This window comes from Haliea alexandrii (assembly GCF_003719295.1).
Taxonomy (GTDB): Bacteria; Pseudomonadota; Gammaproteobacteria; order Pseudomonadales; family Halieaceae; genus Haliea; species Haliea alexandrii.
On sequence record NZ_RFLW01000002.1, the window covers coordinates 503,826 to 522,458 of the forward strand.

Below are 18,633 nucleotides of genomic sequence, written 5' to 3' on the forward strand. Positions count from 1 at the left end.
ACCTTGGCCTGTGGAGCGCCAAGCGCTAAGCTGCAGTTTTTTCAGCAGTGAAGTCCCTGGTATTTATGAATAGCTGGCAAAACGCAGAGGGGCCTGGTGCCCTACCATCGGACCCCGCTACGGTGTCCGATGGCAGTGCAGAGAGCATGCTGCGGGGCGTGCTGGCCTCGGGCGGCGCACTTCTGCTTGCCGCTCTCGCGCTGTGGGCGCTATTGCCGCAACTGGATGCCGGGCATGGCGCTGCGGTATCTGGCACAGCTGCCAGCCGCGTATTTGCGGGAAGCGATTTTCGGGCCGAGCGGGGCGACGGCGCCTATATCGACGGTAGCACCCAGATCATTGGCCAGCTGACCGGCGGCGAGGCGGTGTTTGCCGTTGAGGCGCGGCTGCCACTGGAACGCTATCCCCACATTCGGCTCGACGCGGTGGGGGGCAACCCATCGCTGCGCTATTTCCTTTTCTGGCGCACACAGGAGCAGCCCGGGCAACAGTTTTACGCACCCCTTGAGGCGGCGGGCAATGGTGTGAGCTGGCACCGGATGTCCACCTCGGAGCTCTGGCGAGGTACGACAACACACGTGGCATTGGGCGCATTCAGTGCCGATGCAGCCACCCCGGTCGCATTGCGCGCACTTGCCTTTCATCCGGATTCCCGCACGGCGAACCTGGGGACGGCCTGGTCGCACTGGCATGCAGGTGGCAGCTGGCCGGCTTTCGCCATCAATCGCTACCTTGGCGCTCCCCTGGGTAGCGATCATTCCCCAGCGCGACTCATCGGCCTCTGGGCGGCACTGGCACTGACGCTTGTTGCACTTTGGGCGGCCTGGCAGCGGCCGGGGTCCCGCGCTCTGCTGGCCGCAGGATTGCTCGCCATATTTTTGCCCTGGTTGTTATTGGATCGTTTGTGGCAGGCACAACTCGATCGGCAGTCCCGCCTCACTGGCGAAGCCTTCGCAGGTAAAACACAGGCCGAGAAACATGCCGCGAGTCGCCACGCAGAGCTATACGATTACGCCGGGCACATACAGGGTCGACTGCACTCGCAGGATGCGCGGGTGTTCCTCTTGAACGCGGCGGCGGGTCACAATTTTGATCGCTTGCGCCTGCAGTTCCACATGCTTCCGGCCAACACCTACAACTACGGTGGCGAGCTGCTGCCACCCGGTCAAATGCGCCGCGGCGACTACGTGCTGACGCTGGGCGCAATGCCGCAGATCCAGTACGTGCCGCAACAGAAAATACTCAGCGATGGTCACCACGCCTATCGGGCGCGCCTGGTGGACTCACATGCCAGAGGCAATCTGTATCTGCTATCCGGCTACCTGGGGGTACCGACCACACCATGACGACGATTCCCGAACTTGACACGACAGGACTCATGCTCGCCTTGGCCCTGCCCTGGCTGGCCGGCGTGGTCGCCGTGCGCGCCTTGCTCGGGCCACTCCGGGTCACACTGTTGCTGGGGCATGGATTCATGGTCGGGCAGCTGCTCATCATTCTGCTTCTGCTCGCATGGGACCTCCTCGGTCTGAGATTGGCGTTCGCACCTCTCGCCTGGGTCCTGGCTGCGCTGACCGCACTATTGGTACTGGCGTGGAGACGGAACACACCGTCGTCAGGGCCAGAATTGACAGTGGGCTGGCGTGATGCACTGTGGCTGCTGCCACTCCTGGCTTTCCTCGCTGAACGCGGTTTGAGCCTCGCCAGCGAAGTGACAATGCGGCCGCTGTTCGCATGGGATGCGTGGATGAACTGGGCGCCGCGTGCGGTGGTCTGGTTCCATCAGGGCACACTGGCCACCTTTGTGATGCCCGAGCAATGGTTGGCCGCCACGGCAGACCCCGCGCCCTACACCCTGGGCAATCCGCGGGCCAATGTCTATCCGCCCGGCGTGCCCTTGCTGTTGCTCTGGCCCATGCTGGGTGGCGGCACCTACGACCACAACCTCCTGTACCTGCCCTGGCTGCTGCTACCAGCCGCAGCGGGGCTCGCGCTCTGGGGACACCTGCGCCAACTGTGTTTGCCTCGAGCCGTCTGTGCGCTCGCCGTCTTTGCACTGCTTAGCCAGCCCCTGGCCAACACCCACACAGCGCTACCCGGGTACGCGGACCTCTGGCTTGCAGTGGCATTTGGGCTTGGCGGCATGGCCCTGGCGGAATGGCATGCCTCTGGCCAGTGGCGCTGGGGGGTGCTCGCCGCGTTACTGGCGCTATGCTGCGCTCTCTTCAAAGTGCCCGGGCTCGCCTACGCGGTGATTCTGCTCGCCGCTGCAGGGCTGCTCCTGTGGCGCCCCCCGGTCCGCTGGGTTGGCTGGTTTCTGGGCAGCGCATTGGCGCTGACCGCTGTGGGCTTGTTGCTGGGTTTGCATCCCGACGCCGCGCAATTTGGTGCCGACCACCTGACAATCCACTTGCCCGGAGCGCTGCCCACCCTGCAGCTCGCGCCCGCTCCGCTGCTACCACTACTCTGGGACAGCTTTTTTATCACCGCCAACTGGCATCTGTTCTGGCTATTGCTCTTCACCTGTCTGGTCGCGGGCCTGTGGCTACGTGGGTATAGGACCCTGCACAGTATCGCCCTCGTGGTGTTTGTCTGTGGCCTGGGCGTTCTGTTGGCGGTGTTTGGCCTCACCCACTATTTCCGTCAGGCCGCCAACGGCGTCACACTGGATCGAGCGCTGCTCTACGTCGTACCGCTGGGTGTCTACGTTGCCTTTACGCAACTGGGTACGCTCTGGCGTGCCAACAGCACAACAGAGGCCCGCTAGTGGCTGCATCAACCAACACCCGCCTGACGGCTTATGCACCGCCGCTGGATGCTCTCGCCCTGGTAACGGCAGGAGGAATCAGCTGGCTGCTGCGCTTCCCCGACGCCAACATGGGCGCCCCCTACCCTATCGCCCTGCTACTGGCCTTTCTGCTCGCGATCGTCCTGCTCCCGCTTACCGGCGCCTATCGCCACCCGCAATGGTGCCACCCAGTGCGCGGCGTGGTCGCGGCGGCTCCCGGTTTACTGCTGGTATTTGGCAGCCTGCTGGCAATCGCCATGCTGACCAAGTCCACTGCGGAATTCTCCCGCCTGTGGATGTTGGGTTGGGTCATAGTGAGTGTTCCGGGCATGGCAGTCTGGCGCCTGTTTGCCAGCAGGCTGACCAAGTCAGCCCGCCGCAGGATACTGATGCTGGGCACCGGTCCACTGGCCTGTGCGACAGTGTCACAGCTGCAAAGCCGGCAAGCGCACAACCAGGTGATTGGCATGCTGGCGCTACCGGGGGAGCCGGAAACGGCAGACCTGCATCTACCCGCCACGTTTCTCGGACACTTCACCGAGCTCGACGAACTCCTGAACGGCGCTGAAAGTCATGTAGACGAGCTCTGGCTCGCGCCCGATGGCGCCAGCGCCATTCCCGACACGGTTCTACAAAGTGGCCTGAGCCAGAGCAGCCTGCCAGTGCGCTACGTGCCCGACCTCACCGTGCTGCGCATGCTGCAGCACCGCATCAACGATGTGGATGGCCTCACGGTGATAGAACTCAACGCCACCCCGCTGGATGGCCCCGAAGCGGTAATCAAGGCGCTGATGGACCGCTCGCTGGCGGCGGTCTCGCTGCTGGCTCTGTCACCGCTGCTTTTGCTGATCGCCGCGCTGGTGCGCCTGGACTCCCCGGGACCGGCGCTTTTTACCCAACCCCGTCACGGTGGTGGTGGAAGGATCATCCGGGTATTCAAGTTCCGCACCATGCACACCGCAACCAGCACTGACACACGACAGGCCAGCCGCAATGACCCGCGTGTGACCCGTTTGGGACGTTTTCTGCGGCGCAGCAGCCTCGATGAGCTACCGCAACTGTTCAATGTGCTGCAGGGCGACATGTCCCTGGTGGGGCCGAGGCCACATCCACTGGAACTGAACAATCAATATCGCAAACGGCTGGACACCTACATGCAACGTCACCGCGTGAAGCCCGGCATCACCGGGTGGGCACAAATCAACGGTTGCCGAGGTGCGACGGAGACCCTGGATAAAATGCAGAAGCGACTCGAATACGACCTCTACTACATCGAGAACTGGTCGATCTGGCTTGACATCAAAATTCTGGCAAAAACGGCGTTGCTGGGCTGGAGTGGCCGCAATGCCTACTGAGCCACGCCTCCCCAATCTGTTTCTGGTTGGCGCGCAAAAGAGCGGCACCACCACCCTGGCAGTCATGCTCAGTCAGCACCCTGAGATCTACATGTGCCAACCAAAGGAGCCAGGCTACCTCGCTTTCGGCGCTGCGGGTTACCGGGCGCTGGACGGTTATGGACGCCCGGCAGCGGCAAGCTCATGGGTCGTCGCGTCGCGCGCGGCGTATCTCGACCTGTTCCAGGATGCCCCGGCACAGGCCCGCTACCTCGGCGATGCCAGCACCTGGTACCTTTCCGAGCCGGGTATGGCGGCGCGCCTGCACAACTTCAATGCCGAGGCGAGGATTCTGATCATACTGCGCCAACCCGCCGACCGCGCTTATTCCGCCTGGTGTCATGCCCGGCGCGACAACGAAGAACCGTGTGAGCAGTTTGCACAGGCGCTGCAGGCGGAACCCGAGCGGAAAAAACCGTCACACCTGTTGCGATATCGGGAAATGAGTCACTACCTGGCGCCCGTGCGCGACTATATCAAACAGTTCGGCAGGGACCGCGTACACATCATGTTTTACGAGGACTTGCGCGACAGGCCAGAAAGTCTGTGGCGGGACTGCTGCAATTTCCTTGAGTTGGAAACAGCGGGCAGAACCCCCGCCGCACACCGACAAAACCGTTCAGGCCTACCGCGCAGCCGCGCGCTGTATCGACTGGTGCGCTCTCCTCGCCTCAAACGCACAGCGCGTCGCCTGCTGCCATTGCCCTTTGTAAGCTGGACCAAGGAGCGTATCGATCAATCCAATCTGCGCCGCCTGCCGCCCTTGCCGAGAGCACAGCGCAACGCATTGAGCCGCGAGTTCAGCGCTGAGATTGAGGGGCTCATGAACGTCACCAACCGGAATTTGCGCGAATGGCTGCCGGATGAATGAAGACAGCTCCAGCGGGCCTGCACTGGCCGCGTTTGCCGGCTGCACGATTCGGGCACGCAGCCTGCCCGACTTTTTCCTGCAACTGACGGCCCGCCTTGCAGAGGGCGAGAAAGGCATTATATTCGCACACCACAACCTGCACAGCCTGTATCTGGTGCAAACCGACGAGCAGGTGCGCCGCTTTTACCAGACGAGTTGCGAGTGCTACATCGACGGCATGGGCGCATTGTGGGCGTTACGGGTTGCCGGCGTCGAAACTGCGGGCATGCAGCGCTTTTCCTTTATGGATTGCCTGCCTGAGTTCCTCACCATGGCGGAACGCGCCTCTCTACGCGTTTTTTACCTGGGCGGGTCACCAGCAAGTGTTGAGCGGGCGCGCCACTGGCTGGGAGAATCCTGGCCGGAACTCGCCATCGGCCTGCACCACGGATATGCATCGAACAGCGGACGGGTCATTGAGCAGATCAATGCCTTCGCTCCGGACCTGTTGCTGGTCGGGCTCGGGATGCCTCTGCAGGAGCAGTGGATACTTGAGCACCGCGATGCGCTCACCGCCGGCATTATCCTCCAGGCGGGGGGCACGCTGGACTATTACAGCGGTGAGCAGGCGCAACCACCCGCCTCCTGGTCACGGCTTGGCGCGGCTTGGCTGTACCGCCTGTTACACGACCCCGGACGGCTCTGGCGCCGCTACCTGCTGACACCCTGGTGTTTGCTCGGCCCCCTCTTCCGCTTACGCCTCGCTCTGTCGAAAGAGGCGCCACGGTAACTGCACCAGCGCGGTCACCCGTATTGGAATAGCATCCGCTGCACAAAGCAGGGCCCGGCTGTAGTTGAGCCAGAGTGTGATGCGACGCCTGACTCGAAGGGGTGCGCTGCGCTCCCCTGCCTCCAGCAAAACCTGCCGCACGCTCGGCCTCGAGGGTATGTCCATCGCTGCGCCCACCATGTGCACCACCTGCTTGCCGCGCTTGAAGCGTAAATACAATCGCGCCAGCGTACCGAGCCCGGCGAACGCGTTGCTACCATGAATACGGTAGAAGAATCCGGGCGTTCGGATACAGTACTTGCGCGCACCGAGCAGCGAGCTCGCGCGCACGATGATGCCATCAGCCGACAGTCGACTGACGGTGTGACTTGCGGCGTTCATGCGAAATACACGCACCGCCCACGTGGGGCACGCCAGCCGATCATCCAGCTGTTCACGCATCAAAAGAATGGTCGCGACGAGGCTCTCGCGCAATGCCAGCCCCGATGTGGGGGTACCCAGAAACTCACCCGCGGCCCAGGTTCCCCATCGGCTGGCCCCGGTCGGCCCCTCGGGCAGCGCCATTCTGGCCAGTGTTGCACGCGTCATCTCAGCCGCGGACACACTATCCCCCCCGGGCTCGGCCGCGCTGAAAAAAAAGTCTTCCTGCGGCCGCGCGCGCGAGATGGTACGCAAGCGTGACAGATACCCCGGCAGCAGGCAGTCATCGCTGTCGAGCAACACACACAGCTCACCACGCGCGGCAGCCAGCCCATTCAATACGGCGGCAAATTGCCCCTGGTTAGGCTGCAGTATGACGGTCATATGTGGGTTATCCGCGTAGCGTGATAACACCTCCGCCGAGTCATCAGTGGAGCCATCGTCGACAACAATGATCTCGTCCTGCTCACCTAGCTGGGTAAGCACTGACTCCAATGCCGCCGACAGATAGCGTGCATAGTTATAATTATTCACCACAATGGACAGTGGTGGACCTGGCGTCATTGAAGCTAGCAAGGCCACCCCCAGTCCTCGCCGAGCAGATCGAACAGACGCGCGTTCCATGGCCGAAAGTGCTCGGTCAGATACTCCCGGCTCTGCGCCGGCATGGCGTCGCCGTAGCCGCCGGTATTCGCTGCGGCCGCCTGAAAACTGTGAGCGGGCAGGCCAACATGCGCTGCAATACGTGATGCAGCAGCAACAGGCTCGTTTCTCCAGGCATCGAAGTTGAGGAAGAGGAACTGCTCCCTCGGAAAATGACGCAGCCACTCTTCAATCTGCTCGGCGTATTGGCCGCGCTTGATGTAGCCCAACTTGTGCAGGCGGGGCCCGAGCGTTGCAAAGTTGTCTGTCGTGAGCTCCAGCCCACGCGCGTACCAGTCTTGCTCTCTTGTGAGTGCCGAGCCGAAGTCGAGTTTTTCCGGCAACAGGTTGCGACGCATGTGCTGATAGTGTGACCAGGCGCGGTCCACCGGGTTGCGCAAGGTCACCACCAGGCGGGCACCGGGAACCAGCGCTGCCGCATGCCGTGCATAACCGGGTGCTGACATAGCCGGTGTTGCCTCTCCCGTTACCGGCCTGTATCCGAGCCGGACGCGAGCCGCGTCAAACTGGCTTTGGCGCGGAAAATGGGCGCGGTACCAGGCTTCGCCGCGGCGAAAATTGCGGGGTTGATGGAAGTACTGCAGTTCCTTCGCGAGCGGCGGCAAAAAGCCCGGATGTTGTCGTAACATATGAAACAGGGTTGTGGTGCCCGACTTCATCGCCCCGATAATCAGAAAGTCCGGTAACACGCAGTCCCTGCGGTAATACTTGGCGAGATCCATACGGTACGCCCGCAACCTGCGCCGCACGACTACCGCAACGCGCCGCCGAGCCTTGCCTCCGGGCGACGCGGGGACGGATTCACTGATCATGACAATGGCTCCTTGTTTCGCAATCGCTGCGCCAGGTGGACGAGCGCCGATGGCTGCAGACCCAGGCGTCGGCGCACAATCACCAGGCACAGCGAACGCGCGAGGGTCGTGCTGAGCAATGTGGCGGCCGCAGCACCGGTAGCACCAAAATCCGGAATGAGAAGTATAAGCGCCAGGACGTGTACCAGGGCCGACAGCGTCATGATGTGCATGAGCACTCTCTGATGGCCGCTCATGACCAGCATTTGCTGACTGGGACCAAGACTTGCACCCGCAACGTAGCCAAGCAGCAGAATGCCCAGCACCTCCAGCGCGCCCTGGTAATCGGCGCCAAACAACCCTACCAGAAACGGGGCAGCGAGATAGAGCAGAACGCAGCCGAGCAGAGTGGGCCAGAGACTGACATGGCTCGCCTCGGTAACCACCGCCTGCAATTTTTCATGCTGTCGCTCGGCATACGCGCTGGCGAGCCAGGGCTGCACCACCGCCGCGACAACCGTACCCGGTATCGCACCAAGGCGCGCCAGACGATCTGCCACAAAAAAACTCGCGGCAATCGCTGGTCCGCCCAGAATACCCAGCAGCAGCGTACTGCTGTATTGCATGGTCAAGGTGGCGCAGCGCGTCGCAAACAGCGGGAGTGCATTGTGCATAAGCTGCGAAGGCGCATAGTTCCCCTCCTCTGCCAATGGCTCGTTGACGGGCAAGGGCTCATGCCGGCGCCCGGAGCGCGCAACCAGCACGCATTGCAGCAAGAGCACCAGCAGCAAACTGCCAGCCAGGGCGAGCATGGCCTCCATTGCCCCGAACTGGAAGCCCACCCAGAGTACAACGACGCCAGCGATAAGCGCTGTAAACAGTGGGCGCAGCACTTGTGTCGGCCCAAAAGCCAGCAGAAGCCGACCCTTTGCCCTGGCATGCGCCTGCAGCAAGGTGGTAAACGCAACCAGAGGTGCGGCAAACACGGCCAACAGGATCAGCGCGCGCGGAAAATCGACAAACCGCTCAGCCGGCATGGCAAGCACCAGCGCAGTCACCCCGGCGACGCCCAGGGCGCACGTTAGCAGCAACCAGCCTGTACTGTGCCAGGCCACTCTCGAGGCCGTGGCCTGGTCACCCCGGGCGTGATGCACCGCAATGAGACGACTGCTGGCGAGTGGAATACCAATGGCAAAGACAGCGCCCAGCAGGAACAGCAGGTTCTGCCCCCAGGCATAGAGCCCGTAGTGGGTGGCGTCGCCAATCAGGCGTGCCAGCAATAGCTGCAACCCAAAGGTGATCAGCAGCCCGGTACCGCGCACCAGTGAGGCCAGGAAGCCTGCGCGCAACACACGACTGCCATTCGCTTTCTGTTTCAGTCGCGCAGCCGCATGTCTGAGATGTACCACCGGACTCATGGCAGCACAAACGGTGTCATACGTCGGAACCAATGCGCCTGAAGTAGTCTATGGTGCGTTCCAACCCATCGGCCAGGGGCACGGCGGGCTCCCAATCGAGTAGCGCTTTGGCGAGGCCGATATCGGGCTGACGCTGACGTGGATCGTCCTCCGGCAGGGACTCCTGCAATAACTCGGAGGAAGACCGGGTTTTTACCAGCACCTGCTCTGCAAGCTCGCGAATCGTGAACTCCACCGGGTTGCCCAGATTCACGGGGCCGGTCACGTCATCCGGCGTGTTCATGAGCCGAATCAAGCCCTCGATCAGGTCGTCCACGTAACAGAAAGAGCGGGTTTGCTGGCCGTCGCCATAGAGCGTTATCGGTGCGCCGCTGAGTGCCTGAACAATAAAATTTGAAACAACGCGGCCATCGTTGGGGTGCATGCGCGGCCCGTAGGTATTGAAAATGCGCGCCACCTTGATACGCAACCCATGTTGACGGTAATAGTCGAAGAACAGTGTTTCAGCACAGCGCTTCCCCTCGTCATAGCAGGCACGTGGGCCCACAGGGTTCACACGCCCCCAATAGCCCTCTTGCTGGGGATGGACTTCCGGGTCACCGTACACTTCGCTGGTAGAGGCTTGCAGAATGCGGGCATTGACTCGCTTGGCCAGGCCGAGCATGTTGATGGCGCCGTGTACACTGGTCTTGGTCGTCTGTACCGGGTCCAGCTGATAGTGAATCGGCGATGCAGGGCACGCGAGGTTGTAGATCTGATCGACCTCGACGTACAGCGGGAATGTGACATCGTGACGCAACAATTCGAATCGGGGGTTGCCGAGCAAGTGCAGCACATTGTCGCGGCTGCCGGTGAAGAAGTTGTCCACGCAGAGTACATCGTGGCCATCGGCGAGAAGACGCTCGCACAAATGACTGCCGAGAAAGCCTGCCCCGCCTGTTACCAGAACACGGGGACGTGAAGGAGATCGCATAGCCGGGGCTCCGTTGTACGATGTTTGGCCGATGAACAGCGCGATGCGCCCAGCCTTTCAGGTCACCTCACAGGGTACACAAGGAACGATTTCCAGACCAGTTTCGTGTGCGTCGCCAGAATGGACGCTGCACACCTCCCGTGCTACTACTCGCATTGACGTGATTGCGCTAAACACCGGGCCGAGGGATAACCAGGAAGATGAATCCAGCAACAAGCGACAGCGACCGTTCCGAACCACAAACAACTGTGGCTGCGCCAAACCGCGTTGTTATTGCATCGCCCTACAGTGAACACCACCGCGCGCGCCTCGAGGCGCTGTTCCAGCCCGCCCAGACGGTTTTCCTGCGCCCCAGCGCGCACGCGGCCCTGCGCCGGGAGTTGGGCACAGCGGATATTGCCGTGCTGCCAACGGTGCCTGACGCAAGCTATCTCCAGCATCAGCAGCTGCGCTGGGTCCACTGTAATCGCAGCGGACTGGATGCCTGTGCCACTCGGGAAATCATCAATGCCCCCTTCGCTGTGACATCGGCATCCGGGCGCTCTGCCGCCGTGCTGGCCGAGCACGCGCTGTTCTTCATGCTGGCACTGGCCTACAACAGCGCGCAGCAGCTGAAGGCACAACGCAACCGCGTGTGGGGTTTGAGCGGTGCCGGTACAATGCGCGGGCTTGAGGGCCGCAGCGTGCTGCTTATTGGCCTCGGATGCACCGCCAAAGCCCTCGTTCCCCGCTGCCTCGCGCTGGGGCTGCAGGTTTTCGCGTTCCGGCGCAGCGCGGCGGGAGACGAAGGCCTCGGCATTCCCGTTGCCAGCCTCGCGGCAGGCGACTCCGTCGACGATCTGTTGCCGCACGCCGACATTGTTGTGCTGGCGGCCTCTCTCAATGACAGCAGCCACTTCATGCTCGGCGAGCGTCAGTTCGCTCTGCTCAAACCCGGCGCGATGCTGATCAATGTTGCCCGTGCGCGCCTGGCAGACACCGCCGCGCTGAAAGCTGCGCTCAAACGGGGCACCCTCTCCGGCGCCGGTCTGGACGTTACCGACCCCGAACCTTTACCCCCCTGGGACAGCCTCTGGCGGCAGCAGAATGTGCTCATTACACCGCACGTGACGCCGCGGGTGGCGGATCGCGAGAGCGCCGAGATTGCTATCATCGAGGACAACTACAGTCGATTCCTGAGTGGACGCACATTGCGCAACCAACTGCGTCCTGCAGACCTGTATACACACGCGTCAAAAACCTCGCGGGGACGGCTCACCACTCGCATCATCAGGGCGCGCAACCGTTTGCTGCGGCCCTCGGTACGCCGCGTTTAGGCTGGCTGCGGGCGGGCCTCACGCTGATAGATCGCCACGGTGTCCGTGCGGGGTTTGCTCCAGCCGAACCAGATGATCTCCTGTCGCCAGGCACGCAGGCCGTAATTGCTCACAACCAGGGTGTTGCCATCCGGCGACAGCTTGACGCCGTGGGGCAAGGTGAGTGCTTCCTGCACGATCTCCTCGGGGCGCTCCAGATTCGGGTCTGCGACAACGTCATACAGCAGCACCTGCCCGTTGATGGTATCCGCCACGGCACAGGTACCGTCGAGGCAGTGGACGTTTTCAAGCCGGCAGAATTCATCGCGCAGCAAAACCCGCTCGGGTTCTGGTGACAGCTTGCCCGCCGCATCAATCGCGAAAACCGCGAGCCCGTTGTGCAAAATCGGCGGGGGCTTTCTTTGCTTGCCCCGCCCTTCTCCCAGTACGTTCCAGGCGCTGCGCCACACGTTCCCCCTGGAATCGGCCATTTTTTTGTACCAGCGCCGCATCGAGCGCACGATCAGTCGCTGTAGCGGCGGATTTGGTTTTAACGAATTGAACGAGACCAGTGCCCGTCGACCCTGATCGAAAAAGGTCACGCCCTTGGGGTCACCGAGACGATGAAAACACGCATCCACCACCGAGAGCGGTTCGCCTATGCTGCCGCGTTCGTCGTCGTACGCGTAGCAGACCACCCCGCCCGTGCGCCCCTCGCCCTCACAGTAAGTGACCAGCAAACGGCCATTCGAGAGCGCCATGCTGTGAGCCTCAACCAGCTCACTGAAGGGTGTGACCAGGCGATGCAGGGGGTAATCGTCCTTGCTGTTGAGGCTGTACGCGCGAATCTCACTCGGTGCCTTGAAGTAATTCCGGTTGGACACCAAAAGATGCCGCTCTGTGAGCAGCACCCCGTGAGGCTCGGCAAACCCGGCCTCCGGATTCTTCCAGCAACGCAGTAACCGCCCGGTCGCGGTCTCGTAGAGGCGAACTTCATTCTGCTCCTGCACAGACACAGCAAACGCTTGACCATTCGGGGCGAAAGCGACTTCCGGCAGCAGGCTTGGCTGCCCAGGGTTGGAAATCTCGTATTTCACGCGAAAGCTATCCATTGCTTTCCCTGCCTTGCCTATAAAAAACGGTTATTGATGCTGTTCTGACAAGGAGCGCGAGCACACCTGCAGTGTAAACGTGAATTAGTGTAGACCATTCTCGCCGCTTAAAGGACGCCGACAGGCCCACACTACGTGCGCCCTCTGAGTACGAGAATTTGGGCAACTCACGCAAACTGCACAAGCACGGACGTATCCGGATGCAGTCACAGGGCGAGCTGTGCATACTAAGGCGCTATGCCAACACCATTCCTAACAACAGGCAGGTGCACAGCGTCATGATAAGCGAGGCGTTTCCCCTTCAGGGCATCCGCGTACTTGAGCTGGCCGGCGGCACCAGTGCGGCAACCGCGGGGAAAATACTGACAGAGGCCGGCGCCGAGGTCATTCTGGTGGAACCCCCGGGTGGCGCGGCGCTACGCCAGTGGCGAGCATCCGCGGAACTCGACGGCGGCGAACCACTGGCACCGGAAGACACGGGAGCACTGTTCAACTGCCTGCATGCCAGTAAACGCGGCGCCACCCTGGACTTGTCAACCGCCCAAGGTCGTGCCGCTATGGAGGCGTTATTGGCAGAGGCAGACCTGCTGCTCGAAGAGGGCCAGCTGGAGAGTGCTGGTTTGGTCGACGCGGAATTGCTGGCGAAATACCCCCAACTGTCCATCATCAGTATCAGTGATTGGGGCGACAAGGGGCCATGGTCAGGTCGACCGGCCACGGAATTCACGCTGCAGGCCGAAGTGGGTGCCACCGCCTACCGCGGCTACCCGGATCGTGCGCCCTTTGCCGCAGGCGGGCATATCGGTAACCATATTTGCGGCGTGTTTGCTGCTGTGGCGGCAATGGCTGCGCTGCGCATGACGCCAGGCCGCCGCGTCGAAGTGTCCCGTTTTGAAGCCATGCTGCTGAGTTTCCAGCCCTATCAGTACCTGCACGGCCAACTGGAGCCGGATACGCCCATGCCGGCGTCAGTGGATGTACCGAGCATCGAACCCGCAAATGACGGCTGGGTGGGGCTTTGCACGATCACCGAAAAGCAATGGCGCAGTTTCGCGGAAATGATCGGTCGCCCGGATCTGGGCGACGACCCCACATTGCGCACCGGCTTCATGCGCTTCCAGCACATTGACAGGGTGCAGCCCGCAATCCACGCCTGGACCCAACGCCACAGCGTCGCCCAGATCATCGAGGAAGCGGAGCGACGGCGAATTCCTGTGGCCCCCGTCGGAGATGGCGCCACAGTGCTGGGCATGGCCCAGTTCGTCGCCCGGAAAAGCTTCTGGCGGCATCCGGATCAACATCAGCAGCCACGTCCGCCCTACCGCCTGGGCAAAGGACGTTTACGTCGCCCCGGCACCGCCCCCCGGCGCGGCACGCAGTCAACTGACTGGACCCCGCGGGACAAAGCCCCGGAGCGAGATGCAATCCTGCCCATGCAGGGCCTGCGTGTGCTTGATCTTACCGCTTTCTGGGCGGGGCCAGTGGCCGGCGCCTGCTTCGCTCTATTCGGCGCAGAGGTCATCAAGGTCGAATCGACACAGCATCCCGATGGCATGCGTTTCGCCGCTGGCTTTTTCCCCAAAGACAAACCACTTTGGGAGTGCTCGCCGATAACGCACGGGGCGAATACCGGCAAGCTTGGCATTACCCTCGATCTCAACGACAGTCGCGGTCTGGCCGCGATCAAAAAGCTCATCGCGAAATGTGATGTCGTCATAGAGAACTTCTCTCCCCGGGTCATGCAGCAATTCGGCCTCGACTGGGCGCAAATCAGCGCGCTGAACCCGGAAGCAGTGATGGTCCGCATGCCGGCCTTTGGTCTCGAGGGCCCCTGGCGTCACCGCACCGGTTTTGCCATGACGATCGAGCAGGTTTCGGGCCTGGCTTGGCAAACCGGCTATCCCGACCGCTCGCCGGTAGTTCCCCGGGGCTGCGTCGACCCACTCGGCGGCATGCATGCTGTCATCGCGACACTGGCAGCGCTGCGCCTCAGGGCTGCAGGCGCCGGCGGGCAACTGGTGGAGGTACCTCTGGCGGAGGCCGGTCTCTACGCGGTTAGCGAACAAATTGCAGAATACACGGCCTACGGTTCGCGCCTGGGCAGGCACGGTAACCGCAGCCCACACGCAGTGCCGCAGGGCGTTTTCAGCTGCGTGGATGGCGCCGAGATCGCTGTTGCAGTAGAAACCGATGCACAGTGGCAGGCACTGGCTGGCCTGCTTGGCAAGGGGTTTGCGGACGCAATAGCACTAGCGGACAGAGCCGGACGCCGAGCAGAAGAGACCCGCATCGAGACCGCGGTCGCACAATGGTGCGCGCCACAAGACGCTGCCGATGCACTCGATACACTGTTGGCAGCGGGTGTGCCTGCGGCCGCTCTGCGCAATGTGCGTGAGCTGCAAAATCATCCCCAGCTGCGCGCAAATGGCTTTTTTACCCGGCTACAGCACGCGGTAGCCGGTGAACTGGATTACCCCAACTTTCCCTTTCAGTTTGACGGGCAGCGGTTTCCGTTACGCGCCCCTGCCCCGATGCTGGGAGAGCACAATGCACAGGTGCTGGGTGAGCTGGCGGGTCTGCAGCCTGATGAGCTGGAACAATTGCAGACCGCGGGCGTGATCGGCACCCGACCAGCCTTCGTGCCCTAGCGTGTCCCGAAAAAATCAGAAACAAGGAGCAACCATGTTCGAGAACCTCAAGCTGCCACAGGACATACAGTGTGGCATGGTACTGCCCGCACAGAACCGGGCAGATATGCTGCGTTTGGCACCGAGAATGGAGGCGGCGGGCTTCGACTCGATCTGGGTTGGCGACCACGTATCTTTTTACATCCCGCTGCTGGAGTCATTGACTGCACTCACCTTTGTGTCCGCGATCACCGAGCGGGTGCGCCTGGGCACCAGCGTCTATCTGCTGCCATTGCGGCATCCCACACCGGTGGCCAAGATCACCTCTACGCTCGACCTGTTGTCTGGCGGACGCCTCACCCTCGGGGTTGGGGTGGGTGGAGAGTTCCCTCCCGAATTTGAGGCCTGCGGTGTGCCACTGGAAGAACGCGGCCCGAGAATTGACGAAGCCATCCAGGTTTTACGCACGTTGTGGACGGAAGACCGGGCGGAGCACCGGGGAGAGCATTTCTCCTTCGGGCCCGTGTCACTGGACCCCAAGCCACTGCAGAAAGGCGGGCCCCCCATCCTTATCGGTGGACGTAAAGGCCCTACATTCCGACGCGCTGGTCAGCATGGCGATGGCTACATATCGCATATGTGTTCGGCGCAGCAATACGCTGAGAACATGCGCGAAATCGACCAACAGGCAGCACGTTTCGGTAGAAAGGCCGTCGACTTTGAATCATCGGCGTTTATTTTCACCTTTCCCGACAAAAGCTATGAGGCGGCGCTGGACCGCGCGGCGGCCATGCTGGAAATGATCTATAACCGGCCCTTCCGCGACGCCGCGCGCAAATACTGCCTGTTGGGACGTCCCGAGGACTTCATAGAGCAGATGCAGAGCTTCGTCGACGCCGGCGCACGCCGCTTTATTTTTTCCGTACCCGAGGAACCTGAAGCCTTTATCGATACTTACGAGTCGCTCATCAAGCCGGGCCTGGCGCAATTGAAAATACCGGACTGAAGGTGCGCAGGTGGGAGCTGCACTGGTGACGCGCAGTTCTACCTCACACTGCTCCTGGCCTGCCAGATCCAGTCTAAAGATGAAGTCACCAACGATGTGGTCGAGGAACTAAGCGTGGCCCTCAATCGCACTGGAGTCAGAGCAGAGTGACGGGGCCGTGTGATGGCTATCCTCAGAGCTTACCAGCTACAGGCCGGCTCATCAGGATAGCAAATTCCCAGCCCTCTACTGGAAATCCGCGCAGTCGCTCCAGTAGCCACCGCAAGAGCGCCGGTGAAGTCTCACTGGGCTCGCCGCTGTATCCGGGCGTCACCACCAGCGCGGTGGCGGGCCTGGCCTTGCCGCCAATGAAATACTGCACTTGCGGCGTCTTCTGTAGATTTTTCACCCAGAAGGAACGACCACCACGAGCGGTACCTATGACCCTGTAGGGGCCAGCCGCCAGACTCCACAATGGCGTGCGCCTGGGACTGCCGGATTTGAAACCGGTGCTTTCCAGCACAATCATGCTGACTGGCAGCAGACACGATGAGGCGACGCCATTCCGTACTGCGGGTTCTACCACGGCATTAAGACCGCGGAACAGGTTGCGCTCAAGGGTGGAAAGGCTGGCAAACATTGCGATCGGCTCGTGTCCGGAATGAGCTACAGGGTACGCCTACCGCATTGGTGTGGATCAACGGGCCAACTGCTTGATGTCGGAAAGCACTTTCAGGAAGCTCAGTTTTCCAAGGTATTCGTCGTCCTTTCCTGAAGAATAGCCAACCACGGTTCCTCCGATGTCGCCGGAGTTGCTTTGGTAGAGTCGCCGGGGGCAGTGGCAGCAGTTCCAGCGCCGCATGTATTTCTTGGATTTTCCTCGCCTTCCTGATGGCAGCCACGAAGGCCTTTTCTTCATCTCTGATCATCAGTTTCTCGTCATCGGCTACTGAAAGCGCGTCGATGCATGGCTCGTTGCACTTATCTTGCACTTACGCTGCTTTTTTTCAGCTAGGAATATCTAACGATACAAGATAAATCTTTTTATTTCAGTAACTTAGTGGCAGGGGCAGAAGGACTCGAACCCTCGACCTACGGCTTAGAAGGCCGTTGCTCTATCCAGCTGAGCTATACCCCCACAGAGGCTGATGGCAACAGAGTGCCCTGTCGGGGTTCAACGGTGACCCGCAACCTCGACGCGGCGCGAGTATACCATTGGGGGCGAGCGATTCCAGAGGGTCTTGCGGGGTTCGTTAGTGTGGATACAGCGACACAGAAGATGGGGTGGCCGACGGGTCTTGAACCCGCTACCTCCGGAGTCACAATCCGGTGCTCTACCAGGTGAGCTACGGCCACCACTGCAAAAGGGCTGAAAACAACACAACCAACTCGACAACCGTGGCCAATAGTTGGTCGGGGTAGAGAGATTCGAACTCCCGACATCCTGCTCCCAAAGCAGGCGCGCTACCAGACTGCGCTATACCCCGATATCTTGCATGGACCAAACGTGCAGCCCGTTTTCAGGTGGCGAATGATACTCAGCCCCCGCAAGGGCGTCAACGTCCGTTTGGTCATAATATACGCCTTTCGCACCGCCCTCCTCTCCCAATCGCCACCTGCCCGTGGGACAATACGCGGCGAATGACTCCCATCCCCCTAAGATTACAGGAAACAGACCCATGTCAGCACTGGTTCTGGACGGCAAGGCCCTCGCGGCCAAGACCGAAGCCAAGCTGCTCGCGCGCGTCGAGCAATTGAAAACCCGTTCCGGCGGGAAAACGCCCATCCTCGCCACCATTCTGGTCGGTGACGATCCGGCTTCCGCTACCTACGTCAAAATGAAGGGCAATGCCTGCCGCCGCGTGGGCATGGAGTCACTTGCCGTTGAACTCCCGGCCGCCACCAGCACTGAGCAGTTGCTGGCGGAAATTGCCGCCCTGAATACCAACCCCGATGTCCACGGCATTCTGTTGCAACACCCGGTGCCCGAACAGATCGATGAGCGCGCCTGTTTCGATGCCATAGCGCTGGAAAAGGATGTCGACGGCGTGACCTGCCTGGGCTTCGGCCGCATGGCCATGGGCGAGGACGCCTATGGCTGCGCGACACCGCAGGGCATCATGCGGATGCTGGAAAGTTACGGTGTGGAGATTGAAGGCAAGCACGCGGTGGTGGTGGGCCGCAGCCCCATACTCGGCAAACCGATGGCGATGATGCTGCTGCAAAAGAATGCCACCGTCACCATCTGCCACTCGCGCACGCAGGACCTGCCTGCGCTTGTCGCACAGGCAGACATCCTGGTTGGCGCCGTGGGCAAGCCGGAATTTATCAAAGCATCCTGGGTAAAGCCAGGGGCTGTCGTAGTCGACGCGGGCTACCACCCCGGCGGCGTGGGTGACATCGAACTCGCCCCCCTGCTGGAAACCGCCAGCGCCTACACCCCCGTGCCAGGTGGTGTGGGCCCCATGACGATCAACACGCTCATCATGCAGACAGTCGAGTCCGGGGAAAAGTCAATCGGCTAACG

15 protein-coding genes and 3 tRNA genes are annotated in these 18,633 nt (G+C 61.5%); 9 read left to right on the top strand and 9 right to left on the bottom strand.

The genetic code is table 11. From position 1 onward, the window contains the following. Positions 1-65 precede the first annotated feature (65 nt). From EGJ68_RS10505 to EGJ68_RS10520, 5 genes are read left to right on the top strand one after another with little or no spacing between them, the layout of a single operon-like run. On the top strand, positions 66-1,346 hold the full coding sequence (locus tag EGJ68_RS10505; RefSeq protein WP_158283606.1) for a hypothetical protein: 1,281 nt from the start codon (positions 66-68) through the stop codon (positions 1,344-1,346). Further along, on the top strand, positions 1,343-2,767 hold the full coding sequence (locus EGJ68_RS18125) for a hypothetical protein (protein WP_158283607.1): 1,425 nt from the start codon (positions 1,343-1,345) through the stop codon (positions 2,765-2,767). Before EGJ68_RS10505 ends, EGJ68_RS18125 begins: the two co-directional genes overlap by 4 nt. Next, the gene (locus tag EGJ68_RS10510; protein WP_158283608.1) at positions 2,767-4,143 is read left to right on the top strand and encodes an undecaprenyl-phosphate glucose phosphotransferase; all 1,377 of its coding nucleotides are present in this window, start codon (positions 2,767-2,769) and stop codon (positions 4,141-4,143) included. The genes EGJ68_RS18125 and EGJ68_RS10510 overlap by 1 nt, the downstream gene beginning before the upstream one ends. After that, the gene (locus EGJ68_RS10515; protein WP_123034495.1) at positions 4,133-5,053 is read left to right on the top strand and encodes a sulfotransferase family protein; all 921 of its coding nucleotides are present in this window, start codon (positions 4,133-4,135) and stop codon (positions 5,051-5,053) included. Before EGJ68_RS10510 ends, EGJ68_RS10515 begins: the two co-directional genes overlap by 11 nt. Next, on the top strand, positions 5,046-5,822 hold the full coding sequence (locus EGJ68_RS10520; RefSeq protein ID WP_123034496.1) for a WecB/TagA/CpsF family glycosyltransferase: 777 nt from the start codon (positions 5,046-5,048) through the stop codon (positions 5,820-5,822). Before EGJ68_RS10515 ends, EGJ68_RS10520 begins: the two co-directional genes overlap by 8 nt. Here the strand turns inward: EGJ68_RS10520 and EGJ68_RS10525 are convergent. Genes EGJ68_RS10525 through EGJ68_RS10540 form a run of 4 tightly spaced genes read right to left on the bottom strand, consistent with a single transcriptional unit; the run spans position 5,787 to position 10,087 of the window. Continuing rightward, positions 5,787-6,818: a glycosyltransferase family 2 protein gene (locus EGJ68_RS10525; protein ID WP_158283609.1), complete on the bottom strand. Its 1,032-nt coding sequence runs from the start codon at positions 6,816-6,818 to the stop codon at positions 5,787-5,789. The two genes, EGJ68_RS10520 and EGJ68_RS10525, sit on opposite strands and share 36 nt — an antisense overlap. Beyond that, positions 6,812-7,717, bottom strand: coding sequence for a sulfotransferase family protein (locus EGJ68_RS10530; RefSeq protein ID WP_123034498.1), 906 nt, complete (start codon positions 7,715-7,717; stop codon positions 6,812-6,814). Before EGJ68_RS10530 ends, EGJ68_RS10525 begins: the two co-directional genes overlap by 7 nt. Next, positions 7,714-9,105 carry a lipopolysaccharide biosynthesis protein gene (locus tag EGJ68_RS10535; protein ID WP_158283610.1) on the bottom strand — a complete coding sequence of 464 codons (1,392 nt, stop codon included), beginning with the start codon at positions 9,103-9,105 and terminating at the stop codon, positions 7,714-7,716. Before EGJ68_RS10535 ends, EGJ68_RS10530 begins: the two co-directional genes overlap by 4 nt. A 25-nt stretch (positions 9,106-9,130) precedes the next feature. Continuing rightward, the gene (locus tag EGJ68_RS10540; RefSeq protein ID WP_123034500.1) at positions 9,131-10,087 is read right to left on the bottom strand and encodes a UDP-glucuronic acid decarboxylase family protein; all 957 of its coding nucleotides are present in this window, start codon (positions 10,085-10,087) and stop codon (positions 9,131-9,133) included. 200 nt (positions 10,088-10,287) lie between these two features. On the opposite strand from EGJ68_RS10540, the gene EGJ68_RS10545 reads away from it, so the two are divergent. Further along, positions 10,288-11,403: an NAD(P)-dependent oxidoreductase gene (locus EGJ68_RS10545; RefSeq protein WP_123034501.1), complete on the top strand. Its 1,116-nt coding sequence runs from the start codon at positions 10,288-10,290 to the stop codon at positions 11,401-11,403. On the opposite strand, the gene EGJ68_RS10550 is transcribed toward EGJ68_RS10545, so the two are convergent. Further along, positions 11,400-12,479, bottom strand: a complete 1,080-nt coding sequence (locus EGJ68_RS10550; RefSeq protein ID WP_158283611.1) for a hypothetical protein — start codon at positions 12,477-12,479, stop codon at positions 11,400-11,402. The genes EGJ68_RS10545 and EGJ68_RS10550 overlap by 4 nt on opposite strands. A 293-nt stretch (positions 12,480-12,772) precedes the next feature. Here EGJ68_RS10550 and EGJ68_RS10555 point away from each other — a divergent pair, with 293 nt between their 5' ends. Beyond that, positions 12,773-15,142, top strand: a complete 2,370-nt coding sequence (locus EGJ68_RS10555) for a CaiB/BaiF CoA-transferase family protein (RefSeq protein WP_158283612.1) — start codon at positions 12,773-12,775, stop codon at positions 15,140-15,142. A gap of 34 nt (positions 15,143-15,176) precedes the next feature. Beyond that, positions 15,177-16,127, top strand: a complete 951-nt coding sequence (locus EGJ68_RS10560; protein WP_123034504.1) for an LLM class flavin-dependent oxidoreductase — start codon at positions 15,177-15,179, stop codon at positions 16,125-16,127. Between the two features lie 172 nt (positions 16,128-16,299). On the opposite strand, the gene EGJ68_RS10565 is transcribed toward EGJ68_RS10560, so the two are convergent. From EGJ68_RS10565 to EGJ68_RS10580, 4 genes are all read right to left on the bottom strand, one after another. Continuing rightward, positions 16,300-16,746 carry a nitroreductase/quinone reductase family protein gene (locus EGJ68_RS10565; protein ID WP_123034505.1) on the bottom strand — a complete coding sequence of 149 codons (447 nt, stop codon included), beginning with the start codon at positions 16,744-16,746 and terminating at the stop codon, positions 16,300-16,302. Positions 16,747-17,167: 421 nt separating this feature from the next. Further along, positions 17,168-17,244, bottom strand: a tRNA-Arg gene (locus EGJ68_RS10570). 142 nt (positions 17,245-17,386) lie between these two features. Then, positions 17,387-17,462: transfer RNA gene (locus EGJ68_RS10575), tRNA-His, on the bottom strand. A 54-nt stretch (positions 17,463-17,516) separates the two neighbouring features. Then, a tRNA-Pro gene (locus tag EGJ68_RS10580) sits at positions 17,517-17,593 on the bottom strand. A gap of 192 nt (positions 17,594-17,785) precedes the next feature. On the opposite strand from EGJ68_RS10580, the gene folD reads away from it, so the two are divergent. Next, positions 17,786-18,631: a bifunctional methylenetetrahydrofolate dehydrogenase/methenyltetrahydrofolate cyclohydrolase FolD gene (folD, locus tag EGJ68_RS10585; protein ID WP_123034506.1), complete on the top strand. Its 846-nt coding sequence runs from the start codon at positions 17,786-17,788 to the stop codon at positions 18,629-18,631. Positions 18,632-18,633: the final 2 nt, after the last annotated feature.